Annotated in this window: 15 protein-coding genes; 6 read left to right on the top strand and 9 right to left on the bottom strand. The window is 64.8% G+C overall.

Going from position 1 to position 18,036, the window contains the following annotated elements; all coding sequences use genetic code 11:
• Positions 1-72 precede the first annotated feature (72 nt).
• Positions 73-333 carry a hypothetical protein gene (locus I6F37_RS30930; RefSeq protein WP_036002219.1) on the bottom strand — a complete coding sequence of 87 codons (261 nt, stop codon included), beginning with the start codon at positions 331-333 and terminating at the stop codon, positions 73-75.
• Between the two features lie 221 nt (positions 334-554).
• On the opposite strand from I6F37_RS30930, the gene I6F37_RS30925 reads away from it, so the two are divergent.
• Positions 555-2,246 carry a bifunctional diguanylate cyclase/phosphodiesterase gene (locus I6F37_RS30925; protein WP_036002216.1) on the top strand — a complete coding sequence of 564 codons (1,692 nt, stop codon included), beginning with the start codon at positions 555-557 and terminating at the stop codon, positions 2,244-2,246.
• Positions 2,247-2,359: 113 nt separating this feature from the next.
• Here the strand turns inward: I6F37_RS30925 and I6F37_RS30920 are convergent, their stop codons facing one another.
• From I6F37_RS30920 to I6F37_RS30890, 7 genes are all read right to left on the bottom strand, one after another.
• Positions 2,360-3,868, bottom strand: coding sequence for a tripartite tricarboxylate transporter permease (locus I6F37_RS30920; RefSeq protein ID WP_036002213.1), 1,509 nt, complete (start codon positions 3,866-3,868; stop codon positions 2,360-2,362).
• 4 nt (positions 3,869-3,872) lie between these two features.
• Complete coding sequence (locus tag I6F37_RS30915; protein ID WP_036002211.1) at positions 3,873-4,358, bottom strand: tripartite tricarboxylate transporter TctB family protein; 486 nt, start codon at positions 4,356-4,358, stop codon at positions 3,873-3,875.
• Between the two features lie 183 nt (positions 4,359-4,541).
• The gene (locus I6F37_RS30910; protein WP_036002208.1) at positions 4,542-5,519 is read right to left on the bottom strand and encodes a tripartite tricarboxylate transporter substrate binding protein; all 978 of its coding nucleotides are present in this window, start codon (positions 5,517-5,519) and stop codon (positions 4,542-4,544) included.
• Between the two features lie 201 nt (positions 5,520-5,720).
• Entirely contained in the window at positions 5,721-8,588 is a 2,868-nt protein-coding gene (locus tag I6F37_RS30905) for a PAS-domain containing protein (protein WP_225153601.1), read from the bottom strand.
• A 229-nt stretch (positions 8,589-8,817) separates the two neighbouring features.
• Positions 8,818-9,693 (bottom strand): acyl-CoA acyltransferase, encoded by an 876-nt coding sequence (locus I6F37_RS30900; protein ID WP_036023925.1) that lies wholly within the window; start codon positions 9,691-9,693, stop codon positions 8,818-8,820.
• A 95-nt stretch (positions 9,694-9,788) separates the two neighbouring features.
• Positions 9,789-10,769, bottom strand: coding sequence for an amino acid--[acyl-carrier-protein] ligase (locus I6F37_RS30895; protein WP_225153599.1), 981 nt, complete (start codon positions 10,767-10,769; stop codon positions 9,789-9,791).
• Positions 10,770-10,825: 56 nt separating this feature from the next.
• Entirely contained in the window at positions 10,826-12,043 is a 1,218-nt protein-coding gene (locus I6F37_RS30890; protein WP_057025945.1) for an acyl-CoA dehydrogenase family protein, read from the bottom strand.
• 359 nt (positions 12,044-12,402) lie between these two features.
• Between I6F37_RS30890 and I6F37_RS30885 the strand changes: the two genes are divergently transcribed.
• The 3 genes from I6F37_RS30885 (at position 12,403) to mtnA (ending at position 14,775) form a co-directional block, all read left to right on the top strand.
• The gene (locus I6F37_RS30885) at positions 12,403-12,675 is read left to right on the top strand and encodes a phosphopantetheine-binding protein (protein WP_036002155.1); all 273 of its coding nucleotides are present in this window, start codon (positions 12,403-12,405) and stop codon (positions 12,673-12,675) included.
• Positions 12,676-12,762: 87 nt separating this feature from the next.
• Positions 12,763-13,638, top strand: a complete 876-nt coding sequence (locus I6F37_RS30880) for an S-methyl-5'-thioadenosine phosphorylase (protein ID WP_057025947.1) — start codon at positions 12,763-12,765, stop codon at positions 13,636-13,638.
• 30 nt (positions 13,639-13,668) lie between these two features.
• Positions 13,669-14,775 carry an S-methyl-5-thioribose-1-phosphate isomerase gene (mtnA, locus tag I6F37_RS30875; protein ID WP_225153597.1) on the top strand — a complete coding sequence of 369 codons (1,107 nt, stop codon included), beginning with the start codon at positions 13,669-13,671 and terminating at the stop codon, positions 14,773-14,775.
• A 120-nt stretch (positions 14,776-14,895) separates the two neighbouring features.
• Here the strand turns inward: mtnA and I6F37_RS30870 are convergent, their stop codons facing one another.
• Positions 14,896-15,531: an HAD-IA family hydrolase gene (locus I6F37_RS30870; RefSeq protein WP_036002146.1), complete on the bottom strand. Its 636-nt coding sequence runs from the start codon at positions 15,529-15,531 to the stop codon at positions 14,896-14,898.
• 104 nt (positions 15,532-15,635) lie between these two features.
• On the opposite strand from I6F37_RS30870, the gene I6F37_RS30865 reads away from it, so the two are divergent.
• Positions 15,636-16,394 carry a trypsin-like serine protease gene (locus I6F37_RS30865; RefSeq protein ID WP_036023917.1) on the top strand — a complete coding sequence of 253 codons (759 nt, stop codon included), beginning with the start codon at positions 15,636-15,638 and terminating at the stop codon, positions 16,392-16,394.
• A gap of 125 nt (positions 16,395-16,519) precedes the next feature.
• Complete coding sequence (locus tag I6F37_RS30860) at positions 16,520-18,022, top strand: NAD(P)/FAD-dependent oxidoreductase (protein ID WP_036002183.1); 1,503 nt, start codon at positions 16,520-16,522, stop codon at positions 18,020-18,022.
• Positions 18,023-18,036: the final 14 nt, after the last annotated feature.

Raw genomic sequence — 18,036 nt, 5'->3', positions numbered from 1 at the left:
CATCGCCGAGGCGATCCGACCTCTCCCCGCAAGCGGCGAGAGGTAAGAAGCGCGCTCTCACTTCAATCAATCTTAAGCCACCTGACGCGTGCGCGCGCTGACGGTTCCGAGCGGGCGCTTGCTGCCATAGGCCATCAGCGCATCCTCGGAGGAGGCGCGGCGGAGCCGGCTCGTTTGCGGCAGCTGCTCGGCATTGGCGATCAATTGTGTGACGAAGCTCGGATCGGGGCGGGGCAGGGGCACCTTATGGACCCACCGCAACGTCGGCATCAGCGGCACCAAGGCCGTGCCTGTGCCGTTGTCCGCCGCGTCCGATCGATCAGTACTCAACATCGCAATCACCGTTGATCCGGCGAGACTGTCGCGTTTCGAGACGCGGGGGCCGGCGCGAGTCCTGTACTCGCAAGGCCTATGCCGGCCGGGCCGGTTTGGTTCCGACGCCTTCGGAAACGTGGTTTCCAAATTGTTTATCAACTTTGCCTAGGTTCGGCAGCGAATCTGGCTCTATCCTGTGCCGGCTCAGGACTTCTCCACTGTCCCGAAACGAGGCGACTTTGACCCCTGGATTGCCGCAAGCCTCCGACATCCTGGCCGCGCTCGGTCAGGCCGTGTTCGCCTGGGACATCGCCAGCGATGCCATCGTCTGGGGTGAGCAGGTCAGCGCCGTATTCCCCGGCATTCCCGCCGAGCGGCTTTCGACCGGCGCCGAATTCGCCAAGCTGATCGAGCCTGCGCAAACGCTGCGGACGGCGGCGCTGGCACTGACGTCCCCGGTGCACGGCGCCGACGGCACCCCTTACCGAATCGAGTACGGCGTGCGCATGAGCGCCTCCGATCCCGTGATCTGGATCGAGGAGACCGGCCGCTGGTTCGCAGGTCCCGACGGCCGTCCCACGCGAGCGATCGGCTCCGTCCGCATCAACAATGAGCGCCACGCCCGGGACGAGGAATTGAGCAGGCTGGCCCGGCTCGATCCGCTGACCGGCGAGCTCAACCGCTCGCATCTGATCGCGGCGCTGGCCGAGGCGATCGAGGAGACCACGCGCTTCCGCTCGACAGCGGCCTTCATGCTGGTCGGCATCGATCATCTCGCCCGCGTCAACGATGCTTTCGGCTTCGACGTCGCCGACGCCGTGATCCTCGACGTCGCCAAGCGCATTCGCGCGCGCCTGCGCGGCGGCGACGTGCTGGGGCGCTTCTCCGGCAACAAGTTCGGCCTGATCCTGAAGAACTGCACCGTCGACGACATGAACGTGGCTGCGGAGCGCTTCCTCGCCGGCATCCGCGACGAGGTGGTGCCGACCAAATCCGGTCCGGTCTCGGTCACCGCGTCGATCGGCGCGGTCAGTCTGCCGCGCTATGCCCGCAACACCGACGAGGCCGTCAACCGCGCCCATGAGACGCTGGACGCCGCCAAGCGCCGCCGCTCCGGCTCGTTCGCGGCCTGGCGTCCGGATGCCGCGCGCGACGCACAGCGCCGCGTCAACATCCGCGTCACCGACGAGATCGTCACCGCGCTCAACGAGCGCCGCATCAGGCTCGCCTATGAGCCCGTCGTCTCGGCTGTCTCGCGCGAGCGCGCATTCCATGAATGCCTGGTGCGGATGGACCAGGGCGACGGCCAGGTGCTGCTCGCGCCCGACATCGTGCCGGTCGCCGAACGGCTCGGCCTGATCCGCCTGGTCGATCACCGCGTGCTCGAGCTCGTGGTCGCCGAGCTCGCGGCGGCGCCCGACGTCTGCCTCAGCCTCAACATCTCGCCGGATACGACCATGGATCCGGACTGGTGGGCGGGGATCGAATCGCTGATGCTGGCCCATCCGGGCGTCGCCGAGCGGCTGATCGTCGAGATCACCGAGACGGTCGCGATCCAGGACATCGACGACGTCCGCGCCTTCGTCAGCCGCCTCAAGCATTTCGGCAGCCGCATCGCCATCGACGATTTCGGCGCCGGCTACACCTCGTTCCGCAATTTGCGCAAGCTCGGCGTGGACATCGTCAAGATCGACGGCGCCTTCGTGCAGAACATCACCCATTCCGCCGACGACCGCGCCTTCGTGCAGACCCTGATCGACCTCGCCCGCCGCCTCGACATCAAGACCGTCGCCGAATGGGTGCAGGACGACGAAGCCGCAAACATGTTGCGCGACTGGGGCTGCGATTACATCCAGGGCCGCCTGATCGGGCTGGCTTCGGCGGAGCGCCCATGGGGCGTGCCGTCGGATGCGCTGCCTGCGGCGAGCTGAGATGGCGTAGGGTGGGTTAGCCGAAGGCGTAACCCACCACTTTCTCTCCGCGTCGAGAGAGAAGCGGTGGATTACGCCTTCGGCTAATCCACCCTACAGACTACGAGATCTTCTCACGCTCCCTCGTCCAGCGCCACCAGCTCGCGCTTCTTGCGCAGCGACGGCAGCAGCGGCGCGATCAGCAGCACCAGGGCAAACACAAGGCACACTGCCGAGATCGGCCGCTGCACGAACGTCCAGAGATCGCCCTGCGACAGGATCAGCGACTTGCGCAAATTGTTCTCCATCATCGGACCCAGCACGAAGGCCAGCACCAGTGGCGCCGGCTCGTAGCCGAGCTTGCGCATGAAATAGCCGATGATCCCGAACGCGATCATCACATAGACGTCGAACACGTTGTTGCTCGAGCAGTAGACGCCGAGGATCGTGAACAGGATGATCAGGGGGAACAGGATGTTGTAGGGCAGCTTGAGCAGCTGCACCCACATGCCGATCATCGGCAGGTTCAGGATCAGCAGCATGACGTTGCCGATATACATGCTGGCGACGATGCCCCAGAACAGTCCGGGGTTCTGCGTGATCATCAGCGGGCCCGGCTGCAGGCCGTGAATGACGAAGGCCCCGAGCAGTAGCGCCATCACCACGTTCGGCGGGATGCCGAGCGTCATCAGCGGAATGAAGGCGCCGCCGGCTGCGGCGTTGTTCGCCGATTCCGGGCCGGCGACGCCCTCGATCGCGCCGTGGCCGAACCTTTCAGGGGTCTTCGACAGCCGCTTCTCCAGCGCGTAGGACGCGAATGACGAGACCACGGCGCCGCCGCCCGGCAGGATGCCGAGGAAAAAGCCGAGGATGGTGCCGCGGCCGACCGGACCGGCGCTCGCCTTCCAGTCCTCCTTGCTCGGCAGGAGATGGGTGATCCTGGTGTTGATGACGTCGCGCTTGATCGCCTGCTCGGTGTTGAGCAGCACCTCGGCGACGCCGAACAGGCCCATCACCACGGGCACGAGGCCGATGCCGTCGATCAGCTCCATGCGGCCGAAGGTCAGTCGCGGCTGCGCGGTGATGCTGTCGAGCCCGATCAGCCCGAGCACGACACCGATGCACGCCATCAGCAATGCCTTCGGCATCGATCCCTGGGTGAGGAAGGTGAGCACGACGAGGCCGAGCACCATCAGGCTGAAATACTCGGCCGGGCCGAAAGCAATGGCGAGGCTGGCGAGCTTCGGCGCCACCAACATCAAGGCGACCAGCGCAAAGGTGCCGGCAGCGAAGGAGCCGAATGCAGCAATGCCAAGCGCGGGGCCCGCGCGGCCCTGCTTCGCCATCTGGTGGCCGTCGATGCAGGTGACGACGGAGGCCGCCTCGCCGGGGATGTTGACCAGGATCGAGGTGGTCGAGCCGCCATACATCGAGCCGTAATAGATGCCGGCCATCATGATGATGCCGGATTCCGGCGTTCCCGACAGTGTCACCGGTAGCAGCAGCGACATCGCCGAGATCGGGCCGATGCCGGGCAGCACGCCGACCAGCGTGCCGATGAAGACGCCGATGAAGCAATAGAGCAGGTTGACCGGCAGCAGCGCGACGCCGAATCCATGTGCCACGTTGACAAGCGTATCCATGGCGTCAGCCGATCCCGAACAGGCCTGACGGCAACTGGATCAACAGCAGCCGCTTGAGCACCCACCACATGCCCAATGGCACCAGCACCGCGATCGGAATCGCCAGCGTCCAGCGCACCGGATCGATCAGCCGCAACAGCAGCAGCATCAGCGGGATCGATGACAGCAGGAATCCCAGCGGCTCCAGCGCGAACGCGAATGCGGTGAGGCAGGCGATGAGGACAAGCGGCTTGCTCCAGCGCACGTTCTCCCAGCGCGAGGCCAGCGTCGGCCCACCCTCGGTGATCGCCGAGACGATGATCGCGCTCGCGAACACGCACATCAGGATGCCCGTGTAGAACAGCACATAGCCGGAGCCGGGATCGTTGATGGTGCCGAGCCTGAGCTTCAAGCCCGACCAGATCACGAAGCCGCCGAGTGCGAGCCCGATCAGCCCGCCCCAGAGTTCGGAGTTGCTGAGGCGGAGCTTGACGTTGGTTGGATCGTTCATCGATTCTCTCTCGTGCCCCGGACGCAGCGCAGCACCGCAAGTTGCGTTCACGCACGTCTTCGACGTGCTATGGCAGGTGCGCTGCAAAGCCGGGGCCCATGCGTGTGGGCGAAGAAGATGGGTCCCGGCACTGCGCAGCAGCGTTGCACGCTGCAGCGCGTCCGGGACACAAGCAGCGCGGTCTTACTTCTTCGCGAGCCCGAGCGTCTCGATCACTTTGCGCTCGGATTCCGTGACCTCGACGATGAATTTCTTGTAATCCTCGGTGTTCTTGTAGTTCGGCACCATGTCGTATTTGGCGAGCGTCGCCACCACCGCGGGGTCTTCGACCGCCTTCTTGAAGGCGTCGTGCAGCTTGGCCACGATCTTGGGATCCATCCCTTTCGGTCCTGCAATGCCGAACGGGGAATCATAGACCATGGGATAGCCGAGCTCCTTCAGCGTCGGCACGTCGGGATAGTTCGGCGAGCGTGCGCCGGTCCACACCATCAGGAGCCGCAGCTTGCCGGCGTCGACCAGCGGCCGCCATCCCGTGGAATCCGCCTGCAGCATGGTGTGCTGCCCCAGCACGGCGGCGTTGGTCTCCGCGCCGCCCTTGAAGGGGACCTGGGTCAGCTTGATGCCGGACATCGCGGCGATCTGCTCCATGCCGATATGCAGCGAGGTGCCGGCGCCGGGCGTGGCATAGGTCACCTTCCCCGGATTCGCCTTTGCGAACTCCACCACGTCCTTCCAGCTCTTGAACTGCGATTCCGCGCTCGTGGTCACGCCGAAAGTGTAGCCGGTGAGATGGACGATATAGGTGAAATCCTTTGCCGGATCCCACGACACCTCCTGCATCAAGGGCAGGCGAAACACGGTGATCGGGATCTGTGAGATGGTATAGCCGTCCGGCTTCGCCGCCGCGGCCATCGTCGCCGGCCCGACCGTGCCGCTGCCGCCGGCCTTGTTGTCGATCACGATCGGCTGGCCCAGCACCTTCGAGGCGCTGTCGGCGATCGCGCGCATCGAGAGATCAGTCGATCCGCCGGCCGGCCAAGGCACGATCAACGTGATCGGCTTCGTTGGATAGTCCTGCGCATTGACCGCCGTGGTGAGCAATGCGCCCATGACGGCGTGCACCGCGGCAAATGCAATCGTCTTCAGCCCGTATCCCGACATCGAAAGCCTCCCTCGCGGCGGCCTCTCTGGGGGCGCCGTCTCTCGTTGCGAGGCGATTGTTCCTGAATTTGACGGAGAAGAAAAGCGTGTTGCGCGCATCGCTGTGCGGCCGTCGGTCAGCTAACGCCGACAGAGCTGACCTCTGCGACAATTCGTCGTTTGGCCGCGTGCCGAGAGGCGGAATTTGAGCGGCCGAAGCGGTCAGGCCACCCGCCGGACCGTGTTCAGCGTCTCGATGGTGCGGCCGACTTCCGAGGCGAGACACGGCTTGCCGAAATAATAGCCTTGGACCGCGGTGCAGCCGCATTCGCGGACGAAGTCGAGCTGTTCCTCGGTTTCCACGCCCTCCGCCGTGGTCTCGACGCCGAGCACGGAGCCGAGGCTCGCGATCGTTCTGACGATGGCAACGCTCTCCGGGCTTTCGCCGAGCGTGCCGACGAAGGAGCGGTCGATCTTGATGCGGTCGAATGGAAACTTGCGCAGATAGCTCAGGGAGGAATAGCCGACCCCGAAATCGTCGAGGCTGACGCGCACCCCGAGCGCGCGGAGCTGGTGCAGGATGTCGATGGTCGCCTTGCTGTCGTCGAGCAGCGCTGTCTCGGTGACCTCGAGCTCGAGCCGCTGCGGCGGCAGGCCGGCTTCCGCAAGCGCGCTCGTGACCATCGCCACCAGGCCGCGGGAGCGGAATTGCACCGGAGACAGGTTCACCGCGACGGTGACGCCGGGCCAGGACGCGGCGGTGGCGCAGGCCGTGCGCAGCACCCATTCGCCGATCGGAACGATCAGCCCGTTCTCCTCCGCAATCGGGATGAACTCGGCCGGAGAGACGAAGCCGCGCGAGGGATGCTTCCAGCGCAGCAATGCCTCGAAGCCGGTGAGCTCGGAGGAATCGAGCCGCATCTGCGGTTGAAACACCAGGTGGAATTCACGCCCTTCCAGCGCGCCGACCAGGTCCTGCTCCAGCGCGTGCCGGCTGCGCGCCTGTTCCTCCATCTCGGGCTCGAACAACTGATAGGCTCCGCGCCCCTTGGCCTTGGCCTGGTAGAGCGCGAGGTCGGCGCATTTCATCAGCTCATCGGCATCGAGTCCGTGGTCGGGCGCGATCGCGATGCCGACGGAGACGCCGACATGGATCGACTGGCTTTCCAGCGGCGGCGGATGACCGATGATCTCGACCAGGCGGCGGGCGAGCGCCTCGGCCGATTGCGGCTGCGGCCCGCGCTGGAGCACGGCGAACTCGTCGCCGCCAAGCCGCGCGACGGTGTCGTGCTCGCCGACATTCTCCTTGAGGCGCGCCGCGACCCAGCGCAGCAGGCGGTCGCCGGCGGCGTGGCCGAGGCGGTCGTTGACGGTCTTGAAATTGTCGAGGTCGAAGCACAGCACGGCCATGGCGCCGCCGGCGATCGCGACCTGGTTCAGCCCCTCGCCCATCTTCTCGCGGAACAGCGTGCGGTTGGGCAGGTCGGTGAGCGAATCGTGCCGCGCCATGTGCGCCACCCGGGCCTGGGCCTTGTGGCGCTCGGTGACGTCCTCATAGGTCACGACCCAGCCACCATGCTCCATCCGCTTGTGGTTGAGCTTGATGATGCGGCCGTCGTTCAAATGGCGGTGCAGCGTGTGCTCGCCCTCGCGCAGCCTCTCGACGTAGTCGGCATAGAGCTTGGCGCCGGTCATGTTCGGATGGATGCCGAGCTCGCAGGCGTGCTCCATGATGTCGCGCATCGAGACGCCTGGCTTCACGGTCTCCGGCGACAATCCATACATCTCGATATAGCGGCGGTTGCAGACGATCACGCGCAGGCTGCCGTCGAGCATGCACAGGCCCTGGCTCATGTTGTTCAGGGCGGCGTCGAACCGGCGGTACTGCTCGCTCAGCTCCTCGATCGCACGCTCGCGCTCGGTAATGTCCTCATAGGTGGCGACGAAGCCGCCTTCGGCCAGCGCGCAATAGCGCACCGAGATCACCGTGTCGTTCGACATGCGCCGGCGCATCGGCGAGGAATCACGGCTTGCGATCCGCGCGCGGGCGGCTTTGAGGATCTGCTGCGGGCTGTATTCCGGGGAGAACGCGCCGTTCGCCATGGATCGCTCGATCAGCTCGGCGAGGTGGGTGCCGGGGCGGGTCTCCTCCGGCGACAACAGGTAGATCTTGAGGTAGGTGGAGTTGCAGACCCGAAGCCGCATGTCGCTGTCGAAGAAGGCGAGCCCGTGCGCCATGTTCTCCAGCGCCGCATCGAGGATGAAATTCTGCTGCCGCAGCGTTTCCTCGTATTGCAGCCGCTCCGTGACGTCCTCGTGCACCGTCACCCAGCCGCCGTCGGGCAGGAAGCGGGAGACCGCCTGCACCATCCGTCCGTCGTAGCGCATCACCAGCAGCGTCTTAGGCTTCCTAGTGCGCACGTCCTCCAGCCGGCTCTGGTAGAATTCGTCGCCCGACATGCCCGGCAGGTTGCCGCGCGACATCCAGTGCTCGATCACCGTGGAATGCGCGACGCCCGGCTTCACGATCTCGGGGTCGAGGTTGTAGAGCTTCAGGAACCGTTCGTTGCAGACGACGACACGGCTGTCGACGTCGTACATGATCAGTCCGTGCGACATGTTGGCGAGCGCGTGCTGGCTGCGCTCGGTCTGCACGCGCAGTTCCGCTTCGAGCCGGGCGAGGCGGGTGACGTCGTCGCAGATCGTCATCCAGCCGCCGCCGGGGAGCGGCTTCAGCTCGAGCGCCATGACGAGGCCGCTCGCCAGCATTTGCTCGGTGCGGAACGGCTTGCCCGCGGCGATCTGCGCCATCCGGGTCGAATACAACGCGTCGAGCTGGTCCTGCGCAAAGTTGCCGCGGCTTGCGCTGTGCGCGAGCACCTCTCGGTAGCTCGTGCCGACCCGCACGATGTCGGCCGACATGTCGAACAGCGTGAGATAGCGCTGGTTCGTCACCACGATCCGGTTGTCGGCATCGTAGACGCAGACGCCCTGTTCCATGTGGTCGAGCGCAAGCTGGCTCAGCGCGACCAGGGCGCCTGGGCCCTGCTCACGGCCTGTACCAAGCTCGCTCTCGCGGGTCGACATCATGGGGTCGGCGGGGCCTCGGCCAGCAATAGACTGAATGCAGCCTAATTCAGCCGCCGAGGCTAGCGAACAGGCCGGAAAATTCCCTTAAGCGCTGTAGTTTACGGAGGATGACCGGCGATGGTGAGCGCACGCGTAAACGGCCCGCTGCCAAGGCGATAGGCCGTAGCTCCGGACGAGCGCGGCGATATTCCCGCTCCGCTCGTACAGATTTACAGAGCCGGGCGTTGCTCTACGGCCCGTACAGCACGAGCTCCGTGTCGGTGAGGTCGCCGAGCTGTGGCTGGTGCGGGCCCCTGAAGTATTTCCGGCCGCGCCGCTCGGTGTAAATGCCGACGAGACCGGGAACCGGACCGTTGGCATCGACGGCCACCGCGATCTTGCCGAGCCGCAGCAGCAGCCGTCCGATGCGGCCGGCGCATTCGGCAAATTCTGCGGTGCTCCGGCAATAGATCAGCTTCATGGCGGGCGGTGCGATGAAACCGCGGCGGATGCGCACCGGTTGCAGGATGAAGGGGAAGGTTCCCTTCGGCGTGCGGCACACCAGACTGAGGCAATTGTAACGCGCATGTCGCGTCAAAAGCTCGGTCTCCGCCTCGGAAAGCCCCTTGATCTCCTTGGCGTGCGGCGGAATGACCTCGATCTCGTTCCAGCGCGGGACGCGCGCTAGCGCAGGGACCGAGAAGAATATGCCGCGGCAATAGGCGCGAAAGCCCTGCGTCTCGATGATTGGCCAGGTCCACTGCGCCGGGCTGATGTTGAAATAAGTGACGTGCTTGTGCCGCTGGGCGATCTTGGTCAGCAGCGGCGCGTAGTTGCGGTAGGCCGGGTCGACATACCAGCTCGACAAATTGCACCGGATGGCGGTCTCTTCGCCCTCCTTGCGTGAGGTGTAGATCAAGAGCAGCACGCCGACCGGCCTGCCGTCGTCGTCGAGCATGTAGCCGAAGCGCGGATAGCCCTCCGGCACGGCCCGGAAGGCCTGCCGGCGCAGACCCTGGATCCAGTAGTCGCGTGAACGGCCGACGAAGCCGCGCGTCAGCAAGTCCGCGATCTTATCGACGTCGGACTCGGTGATCTCGCGGCATCGGACCTTGGTATGGATCACGCTCGTCTTGCCCGTGGAAATGGTCGGCCTCGTGAGGTCTATCGTTTCAGCATGATCTTCTCGGAAAACCGCTCCGCACTTTTCCGGATCATGCTCTAGCGCCAGCCTTCGCCATGGGCCTCGGCCGCGACAGGCGGCTGCAGGGCCAGGATGTCCCGCACCTTGGCGGGCCAGGCGGAAAGATCGGTGCCGTGGGTGTGGAACATGGCGACGGCCAGGCGGTCCATGCCGAAGGCAACGCAGCCGGTGTGCGCCGGCTCGCCGTCGGCGTCCTGGATTCCCCAGGTCGTACCGAAATGCTCGCGGTGATAGTTGAAGCTCATGCACGCCGTCGGCTGCTCTTCCGAGCGCAGCGGGATGAGCAGCTCGAACTTGAGCTGCTGCTGCTTCTGGCTCACCGCTTTCATCTGGCCAACGCGGCCGAAGAACGGATCGCTGGCATAGTCGACGCGGAAGGTGAGGCCGAGATCGGTCGCGATCTTCTGCGCGCGCACCATCCAGCGCTCGCGGAAATCGGCGACGTCGTCGGGGCTGCCGATGCAGACATATTCGCGCATGCGGAACGATTGCAGCCGGTCGAGATGCTTCGACGGCTCGCGGCGGAAGCAATCCGCGGCAACGTCGAAGCGCAGCCCGCCCTTCGGCAAAGGTCCGCGGCTCGCCGCGATCGGATAGACCGGATAGCAGGCCGCCGGCGACAGCACGAGATCGGCCGGCGACAGCGAAGTCGTCCAGTCGCCGCCGGCATCGAAGCGGCTCACCGCGGCGTTGATCTCGCGTTCGGTGCCGTGCAGGCCGCAGACGCAGCCGAGCAGGTTGGGAAAGCTCTTGAGATAGCCGGACTTCTCCAGCTGCGAGCGGCTCATCACCGGCGGGAAGCGCATCACCTCGGTGCCGGCCTCGCGATGACCGGTGATCAGCGCGGCGAGCTTCTCGACAATGCCCTCGTAGAGCGCGGTGCGGGCATAGACGCCATCGGCGCCCATGCGGTGGAACAGCTGGTCGGCGAGATGATCGAGCGGATCGATCATTTGCGGCGCGGTGGTGGGCGAGTCGGGGAGGACGGCAATATTCATGGTTCGATGTCCTGCTATCTCAAAATTGTTCTTGTTGAATCGGTCGCGGAGGTACGTCAGTCGCGAAGGCTCGCCGGCACCCCGCTCATCAATGTCGACGTCGCGGCATTGGCCAGGATCCGGTCGTTGTTGATCATGATCGGCGACGACAGCACGTCGCGGAGGTGGCGGCCCATCGTGAACTCGCCGTCGTTGCGATAGCCGGCAAGTCCCGCGGTGCGCATCGCGTGCATCACGGTCTCGACCGCGAGCTCGGAGGCCTGCACCTTCAAGAGCGTAATCGAGGACTGGAAGTCGAGCGAGCTCAGAGCACGCTCGTCATGCTCGACGCGGGCGAAAGCGTCGATATTGGCTGATATCAGAGCGCGCAGCTTGGCCAGCGACATCTTGGCGGCGGTGAAGTGCGCCGCCGCCGGGGGCATCTGTCCGCCGGACGAGCGGGCCGCCTTGCGGATGAAGGCCTGCGCGCGCGTCACCGCCGCAGCGGCGATGCCGGCCCAGGCCGACGACCAGCACAGATGCGCGAACGGCGTCATGGTCTGGGCGTGGATCTTGTCATAGGATTCCGGGAAGATGCGGTCGGCGGGGCAGTCGACCTTCAGCTCGAACCCGGTCGAGCAGGTGCCGCGCATGCCGAGCGTTTCCCAGCCCAGCGTCCGCTTCAGCGAATAATCGTCCTTGGCGAGCGCCAGCAGCACCTGGTCGGAGGCGGCGGCTTCGGTGGCGCGGCGGGCGATGGTGACGAGGCCATCGGCTTCGGCGCCGTAGGAGATCACGGTGGCGTCGCGCACCAGCGAGACGGTATCGCCGGCATGGTCGACCGCAGCCGCGCTGGCGCGGATGTTGCCGCCGTTCTGGCCTTCGGTGGTGGAGGAGGCGAGCAGCCACTGGTCGCGGGCGACCCGGCGCATCATGGTCTCCATCCAGGGGATGCCATGGCCGTGCCTGATGACGCAGGCGACCTTGGTCTGGTGCATCGCGTAGATCATCGCCGTGGACGCGCAGGCGCGTCCGAGCGTGTAGCAGATGTCGGTGACGTCATGGATCGAGGCGCCGAAGCCGCCGAACTCGACCGGAATCATCACGCCGAGCAGCTTCTGCTCGCGTGCGACGTCGAAAGCCCGGTGCGGGAAGCGGGCGTCGCGATCGACCTCGTCGGCGTCGGCCGCGGCCGCTGCGGCGGTCCGGGCGGCGCGCTCGATCAGGGAGGGACCCTGCTCGAGAAAGCTCGCCTGCATTTCGTCGACAGTGAGGACTGCTTCACGCACGTTCATGCTCGTCCGCCTCCGGTTTGCCGTTCGAGATCGCCGGCATCATTCGCGATGCCGCTTGAGGCGATCCTCCAGCCATCTTTGCTTGTGAGACGAGGCTACGGATTTAATTCAAATTCGTCGATGAAATAGAGGGTAAACAAAACCCAATTCCGAACGAACAGTTAAGGTCCGGTTGTTCGCATCGCCGGATTTTCCGGCATCGCGTTAGGACTCTGGAAGAAGGTTGGATTTCCGACAATCTGAGTCATCGTTTACTAAGAAACGCGAAGTATTGGTGCCGCCCATTGCAGGACCGGCAGCCCGCACCCATCGTAGCCGGCAGTCCGGTCCGCCTCCGATAGACAGATGGGAATTTGCCGATGCAGGCCTTTGATACCGTTTTGCGCAATCGCATCATCAAGCTGGTGAAGGGCATCCTCGAACAGAATTCGCTCACCGCGAACGTTACGCCTTCGGCCAAGCTCGTCGATATCGGCCTGACCTCGATGGACATGGTCAATCTCATGCTCGGCGTCGAGGCCGAATTCGACTTCACCATTCCGCAGTCCGAGATCACGCCGGAGAATTTCCAGTCCGTCGAGACGCTGGAGCGGATGGTCGCGATGCAGCTCCAGCCGGCGACCGCGGCTTAACAGGGGCGCATCTCCCCCCGTTCCAAATCCGCCGCAAAACTGGCATAGCTTAACCATGTCACATCTGGCGGACAGGGTGGAGCAGGCATGACGCAGGCGGTATTGGGCATCATCGGCGGCTCGGGCATCTATGACCTGCCCGGCTTAGAGGGTGCGCGCGAAGAGGTGATCGAGAGCCCCTGGGGCGAGCCGTCGGCTCCTTTAAGGCGTGGCTCCATCGCCGGCCTGCCGATCGTGTTCCTGCCCCGGCATGACAAGGGGCACCGGCTGTCCCCCTCCGACATCAATTATCGCGCCAACATCGACGTGCTGAAGCGCGCCGGCGTCACCGACCTGATCTCGCTCTCGGCCTGCGGTTCCTTCAGGGAGGAACTGCCGCCGGGCACCTTCGTTCTCGTCGACCAGTTCGTCGACCGCACCCATAAGCGCGAGAGTTCGTTCTTCGGCCGCGGCTGCGTCGCGCATGTGTCGATGGCGCACCCGGTCTCGCCGCGGCTGCGCATCCATCTGGCGGCCGCCGCGGAAGCCGAAGGCATCGCGATCGCGCGCGGCGGCACTTATGTCTGCATGGAAGGGCCGCAATTCTCCACTTACGCCGAAAGCATGACCTACAAGACGCTGGGCTACTCGGTGATCGGCATGACCAATATGCCCGAAGCCAAGCTCGCCCGTGAGGCGGAGATCTGTTACGCCACCGTCGCAATGGTGACGGATTTCGACTGCTGGCATCCCGACCACGATGCGGTCACTGTGCAGGACATCATCCGCGTGCTGAATTCGAACGCCGACAAGGCGAAGGCGCTGGTGGCGCGGTTGGCCAAGGATTTTCCGCGTGAGCACGAGCCGTGCCCGATCGGTTCGGACCGTGCGCTCGACACCGCGCTGATCACGGCGCCCGAGGCGCGCGATCCCGAGCTCCTGAAGAAGCTCGATGCGGTGGCCGGGCGCATCCTGCGAGCGTGAGACGCAAGACAAACGAAAAGGCAGAATGCCATGAAGGTCGACGGCAAGCATTTCCGCAGCATCTGGCGCGAGCGCGACGGCTGGTCGGTCGGCGCGATCGATCAGCGCCGGCTGCCGCATGAATTCGTCATTGCGCGGCTGACTTCGTGTGAAGATGCGGCCGTTGCTATACGCGACATGCTTGTGCGCGGCGCGCCGCTGATCGGCGCCACCGCCGCCTACGGCATGGCGCTCGCGATGCGCGAGGACGCTTCCGACGCCGGGCTGCAACGCGCCTATGACACGCTGGTCGTGGCGCGGCCGACCGCGATCAACCTGAAGTGGGCGCTGGACGAGATGCGCGCGGCGCTCGCGCCGATCGATCCGGTGGAACGGGCGGAAGCTGCCTATGCGCGCGCCGACGAGATCGCCGAGCAGGACGTTGAGATCAACCGCGGCATTGCCGACAACGGCCTGAAGCTGATCGAGGCGACCGCGGCGAAGAAGCCGGGCGAAGTCGTCAACGTGCTGACCCATTGCAACGCCGGCTGGCTCGCCACCGTCGACTGGGGCACGGCGACGGCGCCGATCTATCTCGCGCATGAGCGCGGCATCAAGATCCATGTCTGGGTCGACGAGACCCGTCCGCGCAACCAGGGCGCCTCGCTCACGGCCTGGGAGCTTGGCCATCACGGCGTGCCGCACACGGTGATCCCGGACAATACCGGCGGGCACCTGATGCAGCACGGCATGGTCGATCTCGCCATCGTCGGCACCGACCGCGTCGCCGCCAATGGCGACGTCTGCAACAAGATCGGCACTTACCTGAAGGCGCTTGCCGCGCATGACAACGGTGTGCCGTTCTACGTCGCGCTGCCGTCGCCGACGATCGATTTCGCCGTCCATGACGGCATCCGCGACATCCCGATCGAACAGCGCAGCGGCGTGGAGGTCACCGACATGACCGGCCGCACCGCGGACGGCCGGCTGGAGACGGTACGCATCGTGCCCGAAAACTCGCCGGTCGCGAATTACGCCTTCGACGTGACGCCGGCGCGGCTCGTCACCGGTCTCATCACCGAGCGCGGCGTGCTGAAGCCGGATCGCGCCGCGCTGGCGTCGGCATTTCCGGAGCGGATCTCTACGGGGGCGAAGTAGATTTGGTTGGGCGATATCTCGCCACAACCGTCATTGCGAGCGCAGCGAAGCAATCCAGACTCCCTCCGCGGAAAGACTCTGGATTGCTTCGCTGCGCTCGCAATGACGGCGTATGTCGAACTACCCCAGCTTCAGCCCCGTCGCCGTCTCCAGCTCCGCGATCGCCTGCGCCCCGCTCGTCACCTTGATCGTGGTCATGCCCATCTGACGCGCCGGCTTCAGGTTGACGCCGAGATCGTCGAGATAGACGCAATTGTTCGGATCGACCTTCAGCGTCTCGACCATCATCTGGTAGATGCGTGGATCGGGTTTGCGCAGACCGATCTTGGCGGATTCGATGACGTGATCGAACAGCACCATGACTTCGGCGATGTAGAGAGAACGTCCCGTCATGCTGCCGATCGCGTTGGCCGGCAGATTGTTGGTGATGCAGCCGGTCTTGAATTGCGCCTTGATGCGCTTCAGGGCCTCGACCATCTCCGGGCGCAGATCGCCCTGCAGCAGCGGCAGCACGTCTCGGCCGCGCACCTCCGCACCGAGCGCGAGCGATTCGGCGGCGAACAATGCGTCGAACGTCTCGATGTCGACCTCGGCCCGCTCGAATTTGGCCCAGGCGTTTTCCAGATGATTGGCGGCGTTGGTGCGCCGGATGATATCGGCGGGCAGGCCGCGCTCGGTCTCGAACCGCGTGAACGCCTCGAAGGGCGAGCTCGTCAGCACGCCGCCGAAATCAAAGATCACCGCCTCGATCGCCAATGTCCTGCCCTCGTCAATTGCTTTCCAAGAGGGCTAGCATGCGCTATCGGCAAGAGCCAGTCCGAAGCAATCGCCCGCCTTCATCGATGCCGATGCGTGTTCCCATGAAGAAGCTCGCCACCCTCATCGCAGCTACGCTGCTGCTCGCTGCGCCCGCTCACGCCATCGTCGGCGGCGGCACGCCGCAGGCAGATGGCGTCGCCCGCGCCGTCGTCACCATCGTCGGCTCGCGCGGCAATTTCTGCACCGGCAGCCTGATCGCCCCGAGGCTGGTGTTGACGGTCGCCCATTGCGTGCAGCCGGGCGCGGATTACAAGGTGGTCGATCGCGGCGGCGACGGCCAGCCGCAATTGCTGAACGTGCGCACCGTCGCGATCCATCCGAACTTCAACATGCAGGCGATGCAGGCGCATCGCGCCACCGCCGACGTGGCGCTGCTGCAGTTGGAAATTCCACTGAAGGGAAAATCCACGGTGACGGTCGGCATGCCCACGATTCCAATTCAGGTCGGCAGTCGCTTCGTCGTCGCCGGCATCGGCGTCACGGTTCTCGGTGATGGCAAGAGCGGCGGCACCACGCGCGTGGCCGGCCTCGTTGCAACCGGGCAGCCCGGCACGCTGCAGATTCGTCTGGTCGATCCCGTAACCAACGGTGTTCGCGGCGGAATTGGCGCCTGCACCGGCGATTCCGGCGGCCCCGTGTTCGAGGACAGGTCGAACGGTCCCGTGCTCGTCGGCCTCATCAGCTGGTCGACAGGACCGAACGGCGCCGCCGGTTGCGGCGGCTTGACCGGCGTGACGCCGCTGACGCTCTATCGCGACTGGATCTTGCAGACCGCGCGGAGCTGGGGTGCGGCACTGTGATTTGACCGCGACTTGATCTATGTCATTTTGAAGCGGAGGCGCGGCGGGTGATCATGCCCGTCGCGGAGGAAACGCGCCGTCCAATCAAGGACGGCCACAAAGACAAGCAAGGCATAGAAGCAACAATGAATGTCGCTGTTCGCAGTCACGCCACGGCCAAACAGGCTTCTGAACATTTCGACGTGCTGATCGTCGGCGCCGGCATATCCGGCATCGGTAGCGCCTATCACATCCAGAAGCAGCTGCCGGGCACGAGCTACGTCATCCTGGAGACGCAGGAAACATTCGGCGGCACCTGGAGCACACATCGCTATCCCGGTATTCGCTCCGACAGCGATCTCCACACTTTCGGCTACAGCTTCAAGCCTTGGGTCGGCCCGCCGATTGCGACCGCCGAAGAGATCCTCTCCTATATGAAGGAGGTGATCGACGACAACGATATCGCGCGGCACATTCGCTACAAGCACAAGATCAATTCCGCGAGCTGGTCGAGCGAGCAGAATCTCTGGACCATCGACGCCGTGACGACCGACACCGGCGAGCCCAGGACCTTCACGGCGAACTTCCTCTGGATGTGCCAGGGCTATTATCGGCATTCCGAAGGCTACACGCCGGAATGGAAGGGCATGGACCGTTTCAAGGGCCGCATCGTCCATCCCCAGACCTGGCCCGACGATATCGACCTCACGAACAAGAAGGTCGTCGTGATCGGCTCGGGCGCAACCGCGGCAACACTGGTGCCGAACATCACCGACAAGTGCGCCCATGTCACCATGCTGCAGCGCTCGCCGACCTATTTCCGCCTCGGCCGCAACGCCATCGAGATCGCGGAAGAGCTGCGCCGGTTGCAGGTCGATGAAGCCTGGATCCACGAGATCGTGCGGCGCAAGATCCTGTTCGAGCAGGATGCGTTCACCAAGCTCTGCGTGTCCAAGCCCGAGCAGGTGAAGAAGGAGCTGATCGGCCAGATCAGCGCCGTGCTCGGTCCCGACTACGACGTCGAGACCCATTTCACGCCAAAATACCGGCCGTGGCGGCAGCGCATCGCCTTCGTGCCGGATGCCGATTTGTTCAAGGGCATCGCCAGCGGCAAGGCCTCCGTCGTCACCGACGAGATCGAATGCTTCGTCGAGAATGGCATCCAGCTCAAGTCCGGCAAGCTGCTTGAGGCCGATGTCGTCGTCACAGCGACCGGCTTCAATCTTGCCGCGCTCGGCGATATCGCCTTCGAGATCGACGGCAAGCCGCTGGCCTTCGGCGACACCGTCACCTATCGCGGCATGATGTTCACGGGCGTGCCGAACATGGTCTGGGTGTTCGGCTATTTCCGCGCCAGCTGGACGCTGCGCGTCGATCTCGTCGCCGATTTCGTTTGCCGGCTGCTCGGGCACATGAAGGCGAAGGGTGCAAAGAAGGTCGAGGTCAAGCTGCGACCTGAAGACCACAACATGCCGATCCTGCCCTGGATCGATCCGGAAAACTTCAACCCCGGCTACATGATGCGCAACATGAACCTGCTGCCCAAGCGCGGCGACAAGCCGGAATGGCAGCACAGCCAGGATTACTGGACCGAGAAGGACGAGATCCCGAAGACGGACCTGGACGACAAGGCGTTTGTGTACAGTTGACGATGCCGATGTAA

The sequence above is a fragment of the Bradyrhizobium sp. NBAIM08 genome, assembly GCF_020193935.1.
In the GTDB taxonomy this organism is placed as follows: domain Bacteria; phylum Pseudomonadota; class Alphaproteobacteria; order Rhizobiales; family Xanthobacteraceae; genus Bradyrhizobium; species Bradyrhizobium yuanmingense.
The sequence above is the reverse complement of the archived record's forward strand: the minus strand, read 5'-3'. Positions and strand labels throughout refer to the sequence as shown.